This is a genomic window from Leifsonia sp. NPDC058194 (assembly GCF_042883605.1).
Classification (GTDB): domain Bacteria; phylum Actinomycetota; class Actinomycetes; order Actinomycetales; family Microbacteriaceae; genus Leifsonia.
The window spans coordinates 674182-690204 of the sequence record NZ_JBHVVL010000002.1; the positions used below are offsets into that span (position 1 = coordinate 674182).

General features: G+C 69.1%; 16 protein-coding genes and 1 pseudogene. 7 read left to right on the forward strand and 10 right to left on the reverse strand.

Annotated elements, in window-relative coordinates; all coding sequences use genetic code 11:
* Positions 1-81: 81 nt before the first annotated feature.
* The gene (gene fabG, locus ACFVU2_RS09995) at positions 82-792 is read right to left on the reverse strand and encodes a 3-oxoacyl-ACP reductase FabG (protein ID WP_387873452.1); all 711 of its coding nucleotides are present in this window, start codon (positions 790-792) and stop codon (positions 82-84) included.
* 64 nt (positions 793-856) lie between these two features.
* On the opposite strand from fabG, the gene ACFVU2_RS10000 reads away from it, so the two are divergent.
* The 3 genes from ACFVU2_RS10000 to ACFVU2_RS10010 are packed head-to-tail and all read left to right on the forward strand — an operon-like array spanning position 857 to position 2258.
* On the forward strand, positions 857-1162 hold the full coding sequence (locus tag ACFVU2_RS10000) for a DUF3099 domain-containing protein (RefSeq protein ID WP_387873455.1): 306 nt from the start codon (positions 857-859) through the stop codon (positions 1160-1162).
* Positions 1159-1398, forward strand: a complete 240-nt coding sequence (locus tag ACFVU2_RS10005; protein ID WP_387873457.1) for a hypothetical protein — start codon at positions 1159-1161, stop codon at positions 1396-1398. Before ACFVU2_RS10000 ends, ACFVU2_RS10005 begins: the two co-directional genes overlap by 4 nt.
* Positions 1395-2258: an SURF1 family protein gene (locus tag ACFVU2_RS10010; RefSeq protein WP_387873459.1), complete on the forward strand. Its 864-nt coding sequence runs from the start codon at positions 1395-1397 to the stop codon at positions 2256-2258. The genes ACFVU2_RS10005 and ACFVU2_RS10010 overlap by 4 nt, the downstream gene beginning before the upstream one ends.
* A gap of 73 nt (positions 2259-2331) precedes the next feature.
* Here the strand turns inward: ACFVU2_RS10010 and ACFVU2_RS10015 are convergent, their stop codons facing one another.
* The 7 genes and pseudogenes from ACFVU2_RS10015 to sufB all read right to left on the reverse strand — a co-directional run bounded on the left by ACFVU2_RS10015 (position 2332) and on the right by sufB (position 8079).
* Entirely contained in the window at positions 2332-3393 is a 1062-nt protein-coding gene (locus ACFVU2_RS10015; RefSeq protein ID WP_387874429.1) for an ABC-F family ATP-binding cassette domain-containing protein, read from the reverse strand.
* 36 nt (positions 3394-3429) lie between these two features.
* Positions 3430-3939, reverse strand: a pseudogene (locus ACFVU2_RS10020) (ATP-binding cassette domain-containing protein); the annotation flags it as partial.
* 73 nt (positions 3940-4012) lie between these two features.
* Positions 4013-4342, reverse strand: a complete 330-nt coding sequence (locus tag ACFVU2_RS10025) for a metal-sulfur cluster assembly factor (RefSeq protein ID WP_387873461.1) — start codon at positions 4340-4342, stop codon at positions 4013-4015.
* 9 nt (positions 4343-4351) lie between these two features.
* Positions 4352-5146 carry a Fe-S cluster assembly ATPase SufC gene (sufC, locus tag ACFVU2_RS10030; protein WP_387873462.1) on the reverse strand — a complete coding sequence of 265 codons (795 nt, stop codon included), beginning with the start codon at positions 5144-5146 and terminating at the stop codon, positions 4352-4354.
* 5 nt (positions 5147-5151) lie between these two features.
* A complete protein-coding gene (locus ACFVU2_RS10035; protein ID WP_387873465.1) occupies positions 5152-5478 on the reverse strand; it encodes a non-heme iron oxygenase ferredoxin subunit in 327 nt (108 codons plus the stop codon).
* Entirely contained in the window at positions 5478-6659 is a 1182-nt protein-coding gene (sufD, locus tag ACFVU2_RS10040) for a Fe-S cluster assembly protein SufD (RefSeq protein WP_387873468.1), read from the reverse strand. Before sufD ends, ACFVU2_RS10035 begins: the two co-directional genes overlap by 1 nt.
* 1 nt (position 6660) lies before the next feature.
* Complete coding sequence (sufB, locus tag ACFVU2_RS10045) at positions 6661-8079, reverse strand: Fe-S cluster assembly protein SufB (RefSeq protein WP_387873470.1); 1419 nt, start codon at positions 8077-8079, stop codon at positions 6661-6663.
* A gap of 324 nt (positions 8080-8403) precedes the next feature.
* Between sufB and ACFVU2_RS10050 the strand changes: the two genes are divergently transcribed.
* On the forward strand, positions 8404-9348 hold the full coding sequence (locus ACFVU2_RS10050; protein WP_387873473.1) for a heme A synthase: 945 nt from the start codon (positions 8404-8406) through the stop codon (positions 9346-9348).
* Here ACFVU2_RS10050 and ACFVU2_RS10055 read toward each other — a convergent pair.
* Positions 9319-9867 (reverse strand): GNAT family N-acetyltransferase, encoded by a 549-nt coding sequence (locus ACFVU2_RS10055; protein ID WP_387873476.1) that lies wholly within the window; start codon positions 9865-9867, stop codon positions 9319-9321. The genes ACFVU2_RS10050 and ACFVU2_RS10055 overlap by 30 nt on opposite strands.
* A 77-nt stretch (positions 9868-9944) precedes the next feature.
* Positions 9945-10865, reverse strand: coding sequence for a heme o synthase (locus ACFVU2_RS10060; RefSeq protein ID WP_387873478.1), 921 nt, complete (start codon positions 10863-10865; stop codon positions 9945-9947).
* 305 nt (positions 10866-11170) lie between these two features.
* Here ACFVU2_RS10060 and tkt point away from each other — a divergent pair, with 305 nt between their 5' ends.
* The 3 genes from tkt to ACFVU2_RS10075 are packed head-to-tail and all read left to right on the forward strand — an operon-like array spanning position 11171 to position 16011.
* A complete protein-coding gene (gene tkt / locus ACFVU2_RS10065) occupies positions 11171-13264 on the forward strand; it encodes a transketolase (RefSeq protein WP_387873480.1) in 2094 nt (697 codons plus the stop codon).
* 27 nt (positions 13265-13291) lie between these two features.
* Positions 13292-14404, forward strand: a complete 1113-nt coding sequence (gene tal, locus ACFVU2_RS10070; RefSeq protein WP_387873483.1) for a transaldolase — start codon at positions 13292-13294, stop codon at positions 14402-14404.
* Positions 14401-16011, forward strand: coding sequence for a glucose-6-phosphate isomerase (locus ACFVU2_RS10075; RefSeq protein WP_387873485.1), 1611 nt, complete (start codon positions 14401-14403; stop codon positions 16009-16011). The genes tal and ACFVU2_RS10075 overlap by 4 nt, the downstream gene beginning before the upstream one ends.
* The last annotated feature ends 12 nt before the right edge of the window (positions 16012-16023 follow it).

Sequence of the window (16023 nt, forward strand, 5' to 3'; positions counted from 1 at the left end):
GGAACGGAGGAGATCAGCCGGGGTACGGGCCGATCATCCTCCGTTCGGGGCGTGCCCGGGCGTGCGCGGTCGCGCGGGAGGCTAGTGCCCCATCCCGAGACCGCCGTCGACCGGGATGACCGCGCCCGAGATGTAGCCGGCGTCGTCGCCCGCGACCCAGGCGACGACCTTGGCGACCTCGCTCGGCGAGGCGAAGCGCCCCGCCGGGATGCTCTTCTTGTACTCGGCCTGCTGCGTCTCGGGCAGCGCGGCCGTCATGTCCGTCTCGATGAAGCCCGGCGCAACGACGTTCGCCGTGATGCCGCGCGCACCCAGTTCGCGCGTGATCGACCGCGCCATGCCCACCAGGCCGGCCTTCGACGAGGCGTAGTTGACCTGCCCGGCGCCGCCGAAGAGGCCGACGACGCTCGAGATGAGCACGATGCGACCGAACCGGGCTTTCAGCATGCCCTTGTTCGCTCGCTTGACGACCCGGAAGGCTCCGCCGAGGTTGGTCTCGATGACGCTGTCGAACTCCTCGTCCGTCATGCGCATGAGCAGGGTGTCCTTGGTGATGCCGGCGTTGGCGACCACGACCTCCACCGGCCCGAGCTTCGCCTCGATCTCGGTGAACGCGGCGTCGATCGACGCGGTGTCGGTCACGTCGGCGCGCACGGTGAGCGCTCCCTCCGGCCCCTTGCCCGACCGGGCGGTGACGGCGACGCGGTGGCCCTGGGCCACGAACTCCTCGGCGATCGCATAGCCGATCCCGCGGTTTCCGCCGGTGACGAGCACGGTGCGCTGCGTGGTCATGTGGTGATTTCCTCTCGAATCGAACGGGTACCAGTCTATGGACGTACGCTTGAGGGGAATCCTCATGAAGACCACACGCCCCACGATCACGAACCTCGGCCTCTCGCCGGACGAGGAGCGGCATCACCGGATGATCAGATACTCGGTGGCGATGGGCATCCGTGTGGTCTGCCTCATCGTCGCCGTGCTGGTGCCGGGCTGGTGGGCGGCCGTGCCGATCGTTGCGGCGATCTTCCTGCCGTACATCGCGGTGGTGCTCGCGAACGTGCACACCGACCCGCGTCGAGGAGAAGCCCAGCGTCCGGGCAATATCCTTCCCATGACACCTCCGCCGCCCGGCGGGGGCGACCCGAAGCAGGAGGGCCCGTGATCGGACTCGGAGAGCCGGATCCTCTGACGTGCTCGCGTGCAGGATGCCGTGAGACGGCCGCCTGGCGCATCGAATGGCGCAACCCCAAGATCCACACCGCCGACCGGGTGAAGGTCTGGCTGGCGTGCGACGAGCACCAGGAGTTCCTGCGGGAGTTCCTGGCGGCCCGGGAGTTCCCCGTCGCCGTGAAGCCGCTGGCGGCCGACGACGACGCTGCCGAACGGACGTCCGCATGAGCGCGGGCGGAGGCTGGCGGTTCGCGTTCTCGAAGCGCTGGCTCGGCTACCTCGCCTTCGCGATCGCCTTCGCGATCGCCTGCGGGTTCCTCTCCAACTGGCAATTGGCGCGCAGCAAGGAGGCCGCGGCTGCGAACGCTCTCATCGCCGCGAACTTCGACTCGAAACCGGTCCCGCTCACCAGCGAGCTGCCGACTCTCACGTCGTACTCGAAGGGACAGGAGTGGACACGGGTCACCATGACCGGCACCTACGAGCCCGACCTCCAACTGCTGGCGCGCAACCGCCCGTTCAACGGCAACCCGGGCTTCGAGGTCCTGACGCCGCTGCGCACAGCGGACGGCTCGCTCTTCATCGTCGACCGCGGCTGGGTGCCGACGGGCAACGACTCCGACGACCCGGACCACGTCCCCGCTCCCCCGACGGGGACGGTGACCGTGGTCGCGCGCCTCAAGGCCAGCGAGCCGGCCATCGACGGGCGCACGGCGACCGGGCGTCAGGTCGGCACCATCCAGCTCTCCGTGGTGAAGCAGAAGCTCGGCACGGACGACGTCTACACGGGCGCCTACGGCCTCCTGGACACCGAACAGCCCTCCCCGGCCTCCGCGCCCACGTCGACCGTGTCCGTGGCGCCCACACAGGACGAGGGCCTGCACTGGTCGTACATGATCCAGTGGATCATCTTCGCCCTGATCGGCTTCTTCGGACTGGGCTATGCGCTGCGCACCGAGTACCGCAAGCTCAACGAGAACGACCCGGCCGAGAAGGCGCGGGCCGCGGAGCGCGATCGCAAGCGTGCGCTCAAGCGCACCGACTCCGACGTCGAGGACGAGCTGCTCGACGCCACCTCCCCGCGCTGACCCCGCGCACATTGGTGCCGAATGTCGGCTCTGAGCGTCTCAGAGTCGACATTCGGCACGAATCGCAGAGGGGCTATGCCAGAGAGATCAGGTCGAGGTAGTCGCGGTTCCAGTGATCCTCGACGCCGTCCGGGAGGATGAGCACGCGCTCGGGGTTCAGCGCCTCCACCGCTCCCTCGTCGTGGCTGACCAGCACGACCGCGCCCTCGTAGTGCGCCAGCGCGTCGAGGATCTCGTCGCGGCTCGCGGGGTCGAGGTTGTTGGTCGGCTCGTCGAGCAGGAGCACGTTGGCGCCCGAGACGACGATCATCGCCAGAGCGAGTCGGGTCTTCTCACCGCCGGAGAGGACCCCGGCCGGCTTGTGCGCGTCGTCCCCGGTGAACAGGAACGAGCCGAGCACCTTGCGCGCCTCGGTCTCGGTCAGGTTCGGCGACGAGGACACCATGTTCTGCAGCACGGAGCGCTCGACGTCGATCGTCTCGTGCTCCTGCGCGTAGTACCCGACGCGAAGGCCGTGGCCCGGCTCGACCTGCCCGGTGTCCGGCTTGTCGACGCCGGCGAGCATCCTCAGCAGCGTGGTCTTGCCCGCACCGTTGAGGCCGAGCACGACGACCTTGGCCCCACGGTCGATCGCGAGGTCGACCGCGGTGAAGATCTCGAGCGACCCGTAGCTCTTCGACAAGTCGGAGGCCGTCAGCGGGGTGCGACCGCAGGGCGCGGGGGTGGGGAACCGCAGCTTGGCGACCCGGTCGGCCTGCCGCACCTCGTCGAGCCCGGCGAGGAGCTTCTCCGCGCGCGCCACCATCTGGTGGGCCGCGGCGGCCTTGGTCGCCTTCGCGCCGAACTTGGCGGCCTGCAGCTGGAGGGCGCCGGCCTTCTTCTCGGCGTTGGCGCGCTCCTTCTTGCGGCGCTCCTCGTCGGCGGCGCGCTGGCGCTGGTAGTTCTTCCAACCCATGTTGTAGACGTCGATGACCTGGCGGTTCGCATCCAGGTAGAAGACGCGGTTCACCGTCTCACCCACGAGCTCCACGTCGTGCGAGATCACGATGAAGCCGCCGGAGTATCCCTTCAGGAACTCGCGCAGCCAGATGACCGAATCGGCGTCGAGGTGGTTCGTCGGCTCGTCGAGGATCATCGTGCGGGCGTCCGAGAACAGGATGCGCGCCAGCTCGATCCGGCGGCGCTGGCCGCCGGAGAGCGTCTTGAGCGGCTGGTCCAGGATGCGGTCCGGGAGGTTGAGGTTGCTCGCGATGGACGCCGCCTCGGCCTCGGCCGCATACCCGCCGAGCATGTGGAACTGCTCCTCGAGCCCCCCGTACTTCTTCATCGCCGCCGCGGAGACCGCCGCGTCGTCGCTCGCCATGTCGAGCGTCGACTGCTGCATCCCGAGCACGATCGACCCGAGGCCGCGGGCGTCGAGGATGCGCGTGCGGGCCAGGTCCTCGAGGTTGCCGGAGCGCGGGTCCTGCGGCAGGTAGCCGAGCTCCCCGCTGCGGTCGACCTTCCCGGCCGTGGGCAGGAGGTCGCCGGCGAGCACCTTGGTGAGGGTGGTCTTGCCGGCCCCGTTGCGGCCGACGAGGCCGATCTTGTCGCCGTCGGCGACGCGGAAGCTGACGTCCTCCATCAGCAGGCGGGCGCCGACGCGCAGTTCGAGGCCCTGGACGCTGAGCACGATGAATCCTTGTCTGATCAGAAGTCATCCGCCCCGGACCATGCGGTCCGGGACGGATGGAGGTGAAGTGGTGGGGTGCGGGTCAGATGGCGAACCCGAGCGCACGCATCATGTCGCGCCCGTCGTCGGTGATCCGCTCCGGACCCCACGGCGGCATCCACACCCAGTTGATGCGGAACGCCTCGACGATGCCGTCGAGCGACTCGGCGGTCTGCTCCTCGAGCACGTCGGTGAGCGGGCAGCCGGCGCTAGTCAACGTCATCGAGATGATGAGCGCGTCGTTCTCGTCGTCCCAGGCCAGATCGTAGATCAGACCGAGGTCGACGACGTTGATCCCGAGCTCGGGATCCATGACGTTCTTCAGCGCCTCTTCGACCTGGTCGAAGAGCGCCGGGCTCAGCGTGGCGGCCATGGTGGGAGCCTACGCCTCGGCCAGGTCGCCGGCAGTGGCGCTGGCGGACTCGGGAGCGTCGACGTAGCGGTCGTAGCCCTCCTCCTCCAGGCGCTCGGCCAGCTCGGGGCCGCCCTGCTCCGCCACCTTGCCGGCGACGAACACGTGCACGAAGTCCGGCTTGATGTAGCGGAGGATGCGCGTGTAGTGCGTGATGAGCAGGATGCCGAGGCCGGTGTTGGCCTTGGCCCGGTTGACGCCCTCGGAGACGATCTTCAGCGCGTCGACATCGAGACCGGAGTCGGTCTCGTCGAGAACGGCGAACTTCGGCTTCAGCAGCTCGAGCTGGAGGATCTCATTGCGCTTCTTCTCGCCGCCCGAGAAGCCCTCGTTGACGTTGCGCTCGGCGAACGAGGAGTCCATGCGCAGCGCGGCCATGCTCTCGCGCACGTCCTTGACCCAGGTGCGGATCGCGGGCGCCTGGCCCTCGATGGCGGTCTTGGCGGTGCGGAGGAAGTTGGTGTTGGTCACACCGGGGATCTCCACCGGGTACTGCATGGCGAGGAACAGACCGGCGCGGGCGCGCTCGTCGACGGTCATCGCGAGGACGTCCTCACCGTCGAGCGTGATCGTCCCGCCGGTGACGGTGTACTTGGGGTGACCGGCGATCGTGTACGCCAGGGTCGACTTGCCCGAGCCGTTGGGGCCCATGATCGCGTGGATCTCGCCTTCGCGGATGGTCAGGTCGACGCCGTTGAGGATGGGCTTGGTTCCCTGGTCCGTTTCGACGGTGACGTGCAGGTCGCGGATCTCGAGGACAGACATGGTGTTCAAATCTCTTTCGTAACGTTCGGGTCGATGTAGACGTCGCCGCCGATCAGCTCGACCGCGTAGACGGGGACCGGCTCGTACGCCGGGAGGTTGAGGGGCTTGCCGGTGAGGAGCGAGAACTGCGAGCCGTGGGCCCAGCACTCGAGCGTCTCCCCCTCGACGAACCCTTCGGACAGCGAGATCTCGCCGTGCGTGCAGGTGTCGCCGATCGCGTGGACGTCGCCCGCGGAGTCCTTGACCACCGCGATGGGCACGCCGTCGACGACGACGCGGGAGGCCTGGTTCTCGACCAGTTCCGCCACGGCGAGCACACGGGAGGCGGCCATCAGCCGGCCGCCACGACGGATGCCGTCAGCTCCGCCTCGATCGCCGTCTGGAGGTGCTCCTGGAGGGCGGGCGAGCCGATCTTCTGGACGATCTCGAACAGGAAGCCGCGCACGACGAGGCGGCGCGCCTCCTCTTCGGTGATGCCGCGCGACTGCAGGTAGAAGAGCTGCTCGTCGTCGAACCGGCCGGTGGCGCTGGCGTGGCCGGCACCGACGATGTCGCCGGTCTCGATCTCGAGGTTCGGCACCGAGTCGGCGCGGGCGCCGTCGGTGAGGACCAGGTTGCGGTTCTGCTCGTAGGTGTCGGTGCCGACGGCCTTCGGCCCGATCAGCACGTCGCCGATCCACACCGTGCGCGCACCCTCGCCCTGCAGGGCGCCCTTGTAGGTGACGCGGCTGCGGGTCTCCGCGCCGTCGTGGTGCACGTACACCTGCTGCTCGAGGTGCTGGTGCGCGTCGGCGAAGTAGGCGCCCAGGAGCTCGGCGTCCGACCGGGCGCCGGCGAGGTGCGCCGACGGGTTGAGCCGCACGACGGAGCCGCCGAGGGTCACGGCCACGTGCTTCAGTCGCGCGCCGTCGGCGAGCTTCGCGAAGTGGGCCGCGACGTGGACGGCGTCGTCGTCCCACTCCTGCACCGTGACGACGGTCACGTCGGCGTCCGCTCCGACCAGGAACTCGACGTTCTCGGCGAGGTGGGCGGGGCCGCTGTTCTGCAGGATGAGCGTGCCGCGCGCGCCGGCGGCGATGTCGACCACCGTGTGGGCGGCGCGAGGGGCGCCGCCGAGCGCGGTGCGCGTGACGGTCGCCTCCTTCGCCTCGTCGCCCGCGAAGGTGACGAGGAGCGCCTGCTCGAACGCGGTCCACGCGTTGGCGGACACGCGGTCCTCCGGGAGGCCGGCGGAGCCGATCCGGGCGTCGTCGCGGGCGATCCACGACGTGGCGACGCCGGAGGCCTCGACCGTGTCGTAGGGGTACGGGGAGCCGTCGAGCTCACCCGTGAGGAGTTCGCCCAGGCGGGCGACCGGCGTGTACTTCCACATGACCTCGCGGCCGGTGACCGCGGGGAAGTCGGAGACGTCGGTCGAGGTGAAGCGCTCGGAGCGGGTCTGGACGGGGACGGGGGCACGCATGTGGGAGGGCGCGACCGCCGACTGGTCGATCGTGGGGGTGCTGGACGTCATTTCAGCCGACAGAGCCTTCCATGCCCATCTCGATGAGCTTGTTGAGTTCGAGTGCGTATTCCATCGGGAGCTCACGAGCGATCGGCTCGATGAATCCGCGGACGATCATGGCCATGGCCTCGTCCTCCGGCATGCCCCGGGACATCAGGTAGAAGAGCTGCTCCTCGCTCACCCGCGAGACGGTCGCCTCGTGGCCGAGCTGCACGTCGTCGACGCGGATGTCGATCGCCGGGTAGGTGTCGGAGCGGGAGATGCTGTCGACCAGCAGCGCGTCGCAGCGCACGGTGTTCGCGGCGTGGTGCGCGTTGGCGTCGACGCGGACCTCGCCGCGGTAGCCGGCCCGTCCTCCGCCGCGCGCGATCGACTTCGAGACGATCGACGACTGCGTGTACGGCGCCATGTGGATCATCTTCGCGCCGGCGTCCTGGTGCTGGCCGGGGCCTGCGAAGGCGACGGAAAGGGTCTCACCCTTGGCGTGCTCGCCCATGAGGTAGATGGACGGGTACTTCATCGTCACCTTGGAGCCGATGTTGCCGTCGATCCACTCCATCGTCGCGCCCTCGGCCGCGGTCGCCCGCTTGGTCACGAGGTTGTAGACGTTGTTCGACCAGTTCTGGATCGTCGTGTAGCGCACGCGGGCGTTCTTCTTCACGATGATCTCGACGACGGCCGAGTGCAGGGAGTCCGACTTGTAGATCGGCGCGGTGCAGCCCTCGATGTAGTGCACGTAGCTGCCCTCGTCGGCGATGATCAGCGTCCGCTCGAACTGGCCCATGTTCTCCGTGTTGATGCGGAAGTAGGCCTGGAGCGGGATCTCGACGTGGACGCCCTTGGGCACGTACACGAACGATCCGCCCGACCACACGGCGGTGTTCAGGGCGGCGAACTTGTTGTCGCCCGAGGGGATGACCGTCCCGAAGTACTCCTGGAAGATCTCCGGGTACTCCTTGAGGGCGGTGTCGGTGTCGAGGAAGATGACGCCCTGCTCCTCCAGGTCCTCGCGGATCTGGTGGTAGACGACCTCGGACTCGTACTGGGCCGCGACGCCGGCGACGAGGCGCTGGCGCTCCGCCTCCGGGATGCCGAGCTTCTCGTAGGTGTTCCGGATGTCCTCGGGCAGGTCCTCCCAGCTCTGGGCCTGCTTCTCGGTCGACCGGACGAAGTACTTGATGTTGTCGAAGTCGATCTCCGACAGGTCCGCGCCCCAGGTGGGCATCGGCTTGCGCTCGAAGAGCTGGAGCGCCTTGAGACGGCGCTGGAGCATCCACTCCGGTTCGTTCTTCAGATCGGAGATGTCTTTCACCACCTCCGGCGAGATGCCGCGACGCGCGGAGGAACCCGCGCTGTCGGAGTCGGCCCAGCCGAACTCGTACTGCCCAAGGCTCTCGAGTTCTGGCCGGTCGATCAGGATGTCTGACATATCTACCTCGTTTCCTACCACTCGTAACCGGATATCAGTCCGGCTCATTCCTCCCGGACGGACGGCATGCGCCTGCCGTTCGGGCGTCCTGATTGTGCGGGTGGCTGGTGTGCGTACCTAAAATGATCGAGGACGACGGGCGACTGTGCCCCGACCGCCCTGCGTCGGACTGCCGTTCTCGGCAGGGGCGCAGTGCGGGCACGCGCACAGTGAGCGCGCGTTCTCGAACCCATCGATTCTACAGGTGCGGACCGGTAAAAGTAGAGACGCGCCCTGCGCGTTGGCCGAGTATCCGATTCCCACTGAGAAAGCCCCTAGGAAGACATGAAGCGCATCATCGCCTGGCTGCCCGACCGCGTCGACACCCGGCTGAAGGTGATCGGATGGGTCTACCTCGTCGGGCAGATCGTGCTCGTGGGCACGGGAGGACTGGTCCGGCTCACCTCGAGCGGCCTCGGCTGCCCGACCTGGCCGAAGTGCACGGACGCCTCGCTCGTGAACACGCCGGAGATGGGCATCCACGGCTTCATCGAGTTCGGCAACCGCCTCCTGGGCGTGCTGCTCGGGATCATCGCGATCGTCGCCTTCCTGGCCATCCTGAAGCTCCGCCGCTCGCGCCCGGAGCTGTTCTGGCTCACGCTCCTGGCCGGTCTCGGGATCCCCGCGCAGGCCGTCATCGGCGGCATCAGCGTGCTGACCGACCTCAACCCGTACGTCGTCGGGCTCCACTTCATCGTCTCCACCGTGCTCGTGGCCCTCTGCACCGCCTTCCTGCTGCGCCTCTACGCCGTGCCCGGCCCCCGGGTGCGCGCCGTGCCCGGCTGGTTCGCCGGGATCGCCCACCTGACCAGCTTCGTCGTGGCGGTGACGATCGTCGTCGGCATCCTCACCACCGGTTCCGGGCCGCACTCGGGCGACAGCAAGGCGACGCGCAACAACCTGAACCCCGAGATCCTCGAGCACGTCCACGCCATCCCGGCGTACGTGACGTTCGCTCTGACGCTCGTGCTCGTGATCGCCTCCCTGCGCATCCGCACGACGCCGGTGCACCGCTACACGATGTACCTGCTGGCCGTCGAGGTGCTGCAGATCGCGGTCGGGCTCATCCAGGCGAACACCGGCCTCCCGGGCATCCTGGTCGGCATCCACATGATGCTCGCGGCGACCCTGGCCGCCGCGATGACCGCGGTGATCATGTCGCTCAAGGCGCCCGTCGCCGCGGACAGCACCCCGGAGGGGTCAGCCGTCAGCGGCGCCGTCGCCGCGTAGCAGCACGCCCACGAGCGCGTCGCGCTCCTCGTCGTGGAACCGGATCCGGTGCGCGACGGCGCCCGCGAAGTCGAAGCCGACGGCTTCGGCGAGGTGCCGGCTCTGCTCGTTGCCCGGCAGATACTCCCAGCGCAGGCGGGAGAACCCCAGCCCGTCCGGCGCGAGCGCGTGGGCGGTCACCGCGACGAGCGCCTCGTGCATCATCCCGTGCCCCCGGGATTCCGGGGCGAGCCAGCATCCCAGCGAGGCCGAGCCGGCGGATTCGTCGCGCCGCACCTCGACCGCCCCGATCAGCGGCTCGTGCTCCCCCGGCCGCATCGCCCAGACGGTGTACTGGCCGCTCGCGAGGCCGTGCGGGCCGTAGCTCCGCACGAAGAACTCGGCGCTGGCGCGGGTGTAGGGATTCGGCAGCGGCACCCAGCGCAGCGTCTGCTCGTCCTGGCAGGCCGCAAGGACCGCGTCGATGTCGCTCTCCCGAGGCGCGTCCAGCACGAGCCGCGGCGTCCGGAGGGTCAGCACCCTGCCGACGCTAGCAGCGCATGGTCAGCGCACACCAGACCGTGTCGGACGGACCGTACCGCAGAGCCCGAGGGAGGTCAGAACGGCAGCAGCGGGTCGATCGCGACCGCGAGGAAGATCAGCGTCAGGTAGGCGATCGAGCCGTGGAAGACGCGCATCGGCGACACCGACTCGTGGCGGATCGCGAGGTTGTAGAGGCGGTGCGACTCATAGAGGAACCAGCCGCCCGTCACCAGCGAGATCGCGGTGTAGAAGAGCCCCATGTGCGCGACGGGGATGAGCAGCAGCGAGCACGCCACCATCGCCCACGCGTACAGGATCACCTGCAGGCCGACGGCGGCGCGGCCGCGGACCACGGCGAGCATCGGGACGCCCGCGTCCTTGTAGTCGGCGCGGTACTTCATCGACAGCGGCCAGTAGTGCGGCGGCGTCCAGAGGAAGATGATGCCGAACAGGATGAACGGGGCCCAGTCGAGCGAGCCGGTGACGGCCGCCCAGCCGATGAGGACGGGCATGCAGCCCGCAATGCCGCCCCAGACGATGTTCTGCGGGGTGCGGCGCTTGAGGATGAGCGTGTAGAACACGACGTAGAGCAGGATGGCGACGACCGAGAGCGCCGCGGCGAGCCAGTTGGTGAAGACGGCGAGCACGACCACCGAGGCGATCCCGAGCGCCCACGAGAAGACGAGCGCCTCGCGGTCGCTCAGCTCGCCCGTCACCAGGGGCCGGTTCTTGGTGCGCCGCATGACGCGGTCGATGTCGCGGTCGATGTAGCAGTTGAACGCCCCGGCGGAGCCGGCGGACATGTAGCCGCCCACCACGGTCGCGAGCACGAGCCAGAGGTTCGGGATGCCGTTCGCGGCGAGGATCATCGTCGGCACGGTCGTGACGAGCAGCAGCTCCACGACGCGCGGCTTGGTCAGCGAGATGTACGCCTTCACCTTGCGCGCGAGGCCGATACGGCCCGGATCGACACGGCTCTCTACAGCGACGTCCATTGCTCCTCGTGATGTTCGCTCGATCGAAGTACCGCTGATCGCAGTCCCGATCAAGTCTACGACACCTCTGCGGCGCTACCCCGCTCCGCACTCCTTCACAACCCGCTGAGGGAAGACGGCACGTTTCGTGCGTGTTACCTATACTTGGAGGTGCTCGCCAGCCGGAGCCCGTTTCCCGTGCGGCCGTTTGTAGGACTCATCACGCAGACGAGGACCCGGCGCCGATGACGTCCACGGCGCGCACTACCTCAACCGGTGCGGGTTCACGACGACCCTCACCACATCTACGAAGGGTCAGTTTTCACGTGGCAGCTCTGCAGTGGGATCCCATTGACAACAAGGCGGTAGACACGGCGCGCGTCCTCGCGGCCGATGCGGTGGAGAAGGTGGGCAACGGTCATCCCGGCACGGCGATGAGCCTGGCCCCCGCCGCGTACCTCCTGTTCCAGAAGGTCATGCGCCGCGACCCGCACGACCAGCACTGGCTGGGCCGCGACCGCTTCATCCTCTCGGCCGGCCACAGCTCGCTCACGCAGTACGTGCAGCTCTACCTGGGCGGCTACGGACTCGAGCTCGACGACCTCAAGGCGCTCCGCACCTGGGGCTCGCTGACCCCCGGCCACCCGGAGTACGGCCACACCGACGGCGTCGAGATCACCACCGGCCCGCTCGGCCAGGGCATCTCCTCCTCGGTCGGCTTCGCCTACGCGGCCCGCTACGAGCGCGGCCTGTTCGACCCCGAGGCCGAGGCGGGCACGAGCCCGTTCGACCACTTCGTCTACGTGATCGCCGGCGACGGCGACCTGCAGGAGGGCGTGAGCTCCGAGGCCTCGAGCCTCGCCGGCCACCAGCAGCTCGGCAACCTGATCGCGATCTACGACAGCAACCAGATCTCGATCGAGGACGACACCAACATCGCCTTCACCGAGGACGTCAAGGCTCGCTACGAGGCGTACCACTGGCACGTGCAGGTCGTCGACTGGAAGAAGACCGGCGTCTACACGGAGGACGTCCAGGCGCTCAACGACGCGATCGTCGCCGCACAGGGCGTGACCGACAAGCCGTCGCTCATCATCCTCAAGACCATCATCGGCTGGCCGTCGCCCAAGAAGCAGAACACCGGCAAGATCCACGGCTCCGCCCTCGGAGCCGACGAGCTGCGCGCCGTCAAGGAGGTGCTCGGCTTCGACCCCGAGCAGACCTTCGAGGTCGCGGACGAGGTCATCTCGCACACCCGCAAGGCCGTCGAGCGCGGCGCCGAGCAGCGCGCCGAGTGGCAGAAGGGCTTCGACGCCTGGGCTGCCGCGAACCCGGAGCGCAAGCAGCTCCTCGACCGTCTGCTCACGGGCGAACTGCCCGAGGGCGTCGAGGAGGCCCTGCCCGTCTTCGAGGCCGGCAAGGACGTCTCGACCCGCGCCGCGAGCGGCAAGGTCATCAACGCCATCGCGCCGATCATGCCCGAGCTGTGGGGCGGCTCCGCCGACCTGGCCGAGTCGAACAACACCACGATCGAGAGCGGCGCGTCGTTCGTCCCGAGCGAGCACTCCACCCACGAGTGGACCGGAAACCCGTACGGCCGCGTGCTGCACTTCGGTATCCGCGAGCACGCGATGGCCGCGATCCTCAACGGCATCGTGCTCCACGGCCCGACCCGCCCGTTCGGCGGCACCTTCCTGATCTTCAGCGACTACATGCGCCCGGCCGTCCGTCTGGCCGCCCTCATGCAGGTGCCGTCGATCTTCGTGTGGACCCACGACTCCGTCGCCCTCGGCGAGGACGGCCCCACGCACCAGCCGATCGAGCAGCTCTCGACGCTGCGCGCCATCCCGCACCTCGACGTCGTGCGCCCCGGTGACGCGAACGAGGTCGCGTACGCCTGGAAGACCATCCTGGAGCGTCGCAAGGGACCGGCCGGCATCGCGCTGACCCGTCAGAACCTCCCGGTGTTCGAGCGCGGCGAGGGCGACGCCACCGGCGACACCCTCGCGTCGGCGAAGAACGTCGCGAAGGGCGCCTACGTCCTGGCCGAGGCGCCGAACGGCACCCCGGACGTCCTGTTCATCGCCACCGGCTCCGAAGTGCAGATCGCGCTCGAGGCCCGCGAGGTGCTGAAGGGCGAGGGCATCAACGCCCGCGTCGTGTCGGCGCCGTCGCTCGAGTGGTTCCACGAGCAGTCCGCCGAGTACCAGGAGCACGTCCTCCCCGCGTCCGTGAAGGCCCGCGTCTCGATCGAGGCCGGCCTCGCGCTCAGCTGGGACAAGATCGTCGGCGACCACGGCCGCAGCGTCTCGATCGAGCACTTCGGTGCCTCGGCCGACTACAAGACCCTGTTCCGTGAGTTCGGCATGACCACCGAGCACGCCGTTGCCGCCGCGAAGGAATCGCTCGCGTCGCTCTGAGCGCGGGCATGAGGAGATAGAAGAGAAATGACCGACACCACTCCCACCGCACAGCTCTCCGCCGCGGGCGTCAGCATCTGGCTCGACGACCTGTCCCGCGAGCGGATCGCCACCGGCGGCCTGCAGAAGCTCATCGCCGAGAAGAACGTGGTCGGTGTGACCACCAACCCGACGATCTTCGCGGCGGCCCTCACCAAGGGCGAGGCGTACGCCGACCAGGTGAAGAGCCTGGCCGCCGCCGGCACCAGCGTCGAGGACGCGATCTTCGAGATCACGACCGACGACGTGGCCGCCGCCAGCGACATCTTCCACGAGGTCTACGAGCAGACCGAGGGCACCGACGGCCGCGTCTCGATCGAGGTCGAGCCGGGCCTCGCGCACGACGCCGCCGGCACCATCGAGCAGGCCAAGAAGCTCGCCGCCAAGGTCGACAAGCCGAACGTGCTCATCAAGATCCCCGCGACGGTGGAAGGCCTCGAGGCCATCACCGAGACGATCGCGGCCGGGATCAGCGTCAACGTCACGCTGATCTTCAGCCTCGACCGCTACCGCGGCGTCATCGACGCGTACCTGACCGGACTCGAGAAGGCCAAGGCCGCGGGCATCGACCTCTCGGGCATCCAGTCGGTCGCCTCGTTCTTCGTGTCGCGCGTCGACACCGAGATCGACAAGCGCCTGACCGCCATCGGCACCGACGAGGCGGCCGCGCTCAAGAGCAAGGCCGGCATCGCCAACGCCCGCCTGGCCTACGAGGTCTACGAGCAGGCCTTCGCCTCCGACCGCGCCAAGGCCCTCGTCGCCTCGGGCGCCAACGAGCAGCGCCCGCTCTGGGCCTCGACCGGAGTCAAGGACCCGAGCCTGCCCGACACCCTCTACGTGACCGAGCTCGTCGCGCCGAACACGGTCAACACCATGCCGGAGAAGACGCTCGACGCGACCTTCGACCACGGCGTGATCACCGGCGACACCGTCACCGGCAACTACGCCGACGCGAAGGGCGTGCTCGACGCGCTCGCCGCTCTCGGCGTCGACTACGACGACGTCACCGCCACCCTCGAGCGCGAGGGCGTCGACAAGTTCAACGTCTCGTGGTCCGAGCTCGTGGAGACCGTGAAGACGGCTCTGGAGGCGGCCAAGTGACCTTCCGCATCCACGTCACCGGGCCGGCCGCCGAGGCGGTCGCCTCGGTCGTGCCGCAGCTCGTGGCCGACAAGGTCGCCTCCGGCATCACCGCGCTGGACCCGGCCCTCTGGGGCCCCGACGCGGAGGCCGAGGCGTCGAAGCGCCTCGGCTGGACCGAGGCCGTCGCGATCTCCCGGCCCCTCGTCGCCGAGATCGTCGCACTCCGCGAGGAGCTGCACGGCCGCGGCGTCGACCACATCGTGCTCGGCGGCATGGGCGGCTCGTCGCTCGCCCCCGAGGTCATCACGCGGACGGCCGAGGCCGAGCTGACCGTGCTCGACTCGACCGACCCCGGCCAGGTTCTCGCGGCCCTCCGCGACCGCCTCGACCGGACCGCCGTGGTCATCTCGTCGAAGTCGGGCTCGACGCTCGAGACGGACAGCCAGAAGCGCATCTACGAGAAGTGGTTCCGCGACGCGGGCATCGACCCGACCGAGCGGATCGTCATCGTGACCGACCCGGGCTCCCCGCTCGACGAGTCGGCGCGCGCCGCGGGCTACCGCGTGTTCAACGCCGACCCGAACGTCGGCGGACGCTACTCGGCGCTGACCGCGTTCGGCCTCGTGCCGTCCGGTCTCGCCGGGGTGGACATCGCGGAGCTGCTCGACGAGGCCGAGGCCACGTCGATCGAGCTCGCGGTCGACCGCGAGGACAACCCGGGCCTGGTGCTCGGCGCGGCCATCGCCGGCACGAACCCGCTCAAGGACAAGCTCGGAATCGTCTCCGACGGCACCCACATCGTTGGCTTCGCCGACTGGGCCGAGCAGCTGATCGCCGAGTCCACCGGCAAGGAGGGCACGGGCCTCCTCCCGGTCGTGCTCGACAAGCTGGCCCCCGAGCTCGAGCAGAAGCCGGCCGACCTGCAGATCGTCCGCCTCGTCGCGAACGCCGAGGCGCACCACCTGTTCCCGGCCGACCGCCACGAGGGCGAGATCCTCGTGTCGGGCAGCCTCGGCGCGCAGCTCCTCGTCTGGGAGTACGCGGTCGCCGTCGCGGGCCGCCTGCTCGGGATCAACCCGTTCGACCAGCCGGACGTGGAGGCCGCCAAGGCCGCCGCACGCGCGCTGCTCGACGACCGCCCCGAGACCGCTGCTCCGGCCTTCACCGCCGGGGGCATCGAGGTCCGCGAGACCGGCACCTTCCTCGCCGGCGCGACGACCCTCGACGCCGCCGTGGACGCGCTGCTCGCGCAGCTCGGCCCGGACGGCTACGTCTCGGTGCAGGCCTACGTGGACCGTCTCGCGCTCCCCCAGCTCGAGGGCGTCCGCGACCTGCTCGCCGCCAAGGCGAAGCGTCCCGTCACCTTCGGATGGGGTCCGCGCTTCCTGCACTCGACCGGGCAGTTCCACAAGGGCGGCCCCGCCGTCGGCGTGTTCCTGCAGATCACCGCGGCCGCTCCGGAGGACCTCGAGATCCCGGACCGTCCGTTCACCTTCGGCCAGCTCATCCAGGCCCAGGCCGCCGGTGACGCCAGCGTGCTCGGCACGCACGGCCGCCCGGTGCTCACCCTCACGCTCACGAACCCCGAGGCCGACGTCGTCTCGCTGTTCGAGGCCGTCAACTGACCAGCGGCGCCC

Bases quoted from the DNA above. Each gene is read 5' to 3' on its own strand.
- fabG (WP_387873452.1), bottom strand. From the start codon at position 792: ATGACCACGCAGCGCACCGTGCTCGTCACCGGCGGAAACCGCGGGATC.
- ACFVU2_RS10000 (WP_387873455.1), top strand. From the start codon at position 857: ATGAAGACCACACGCCCCACGATCACGAACCTCGGCCTCTCGCCGGAC.
- ACFVU2_RS10010 (WP_387873459.1), top strand. From the start codon at position 1,395: ATGAGCGCGGGCGGAGGCTGGCGGTTCGCGTTCTCGAAGCGCTGGCTC.
- ACFVU2_RS10015 (WP_387874429.1), bottom strand. From the start codon at position 3,393: ATGATCCTCGACGAGCCGACGAACCACCTCGACGCCGATTCGGTCATC.
- ACFVU2_RS10025 (WP_387873461.1), bottom strand. From the start codon at position 4,342: ATGGCCGCCACGCTGAGCCCGGCGCTCTTCGACCAGGTCGAAGAGGCG.
- sufC (WP_387873462.1), bottom strand. From the start codon at position 5,146: ATGTCTGTCCTCGAGATCCGCGACCTGCACGTCACCGTCGAAACGGAC.
- ACFVU2_RS10035 (WP_387873465.1), bottom strand. From the start codon at position 5,478: ATGGCCGCCTCCCGTGTGCTCGCCGTGGCGGAACTGGTCGAGAACCAG.
- sufD (WP_387873468.1), bottom strand. From the start codon at position 6,659: ATGACGTCCAGCACCCCCACGATCGACCAGTCGGCGGTCGCGCCCTCC.
- sufB (WP_387873470.1), bottom strand. From the start codon at position 8,079: ATGTCAGACATCCTGATCGACCGGCCAGAACTCGAGAGCCTTGGGCAG.
- ACFVU2_RS10050 (WP_387873473.1), top strand. From the start codon at position 8,404: ATGAAGCGCATCATCGCCTGGCTGCCCGACCGCGTCGACACCCGGCTG.
- ACFVU2_RS10060 (WP_387873478.1), bottom strand. From the start codon at position 10,865: ATGGACGTCGCTGTAGAGAGCCGTGTCGATCCGGGCCGTATCGGCCTC.
- tal (WP_387873483.1), top strand. From the start codon at position 13,292: ATGACCGACACCACTCCCACCGCACAGCTCTCCGCCGCGGGCGTCAGC.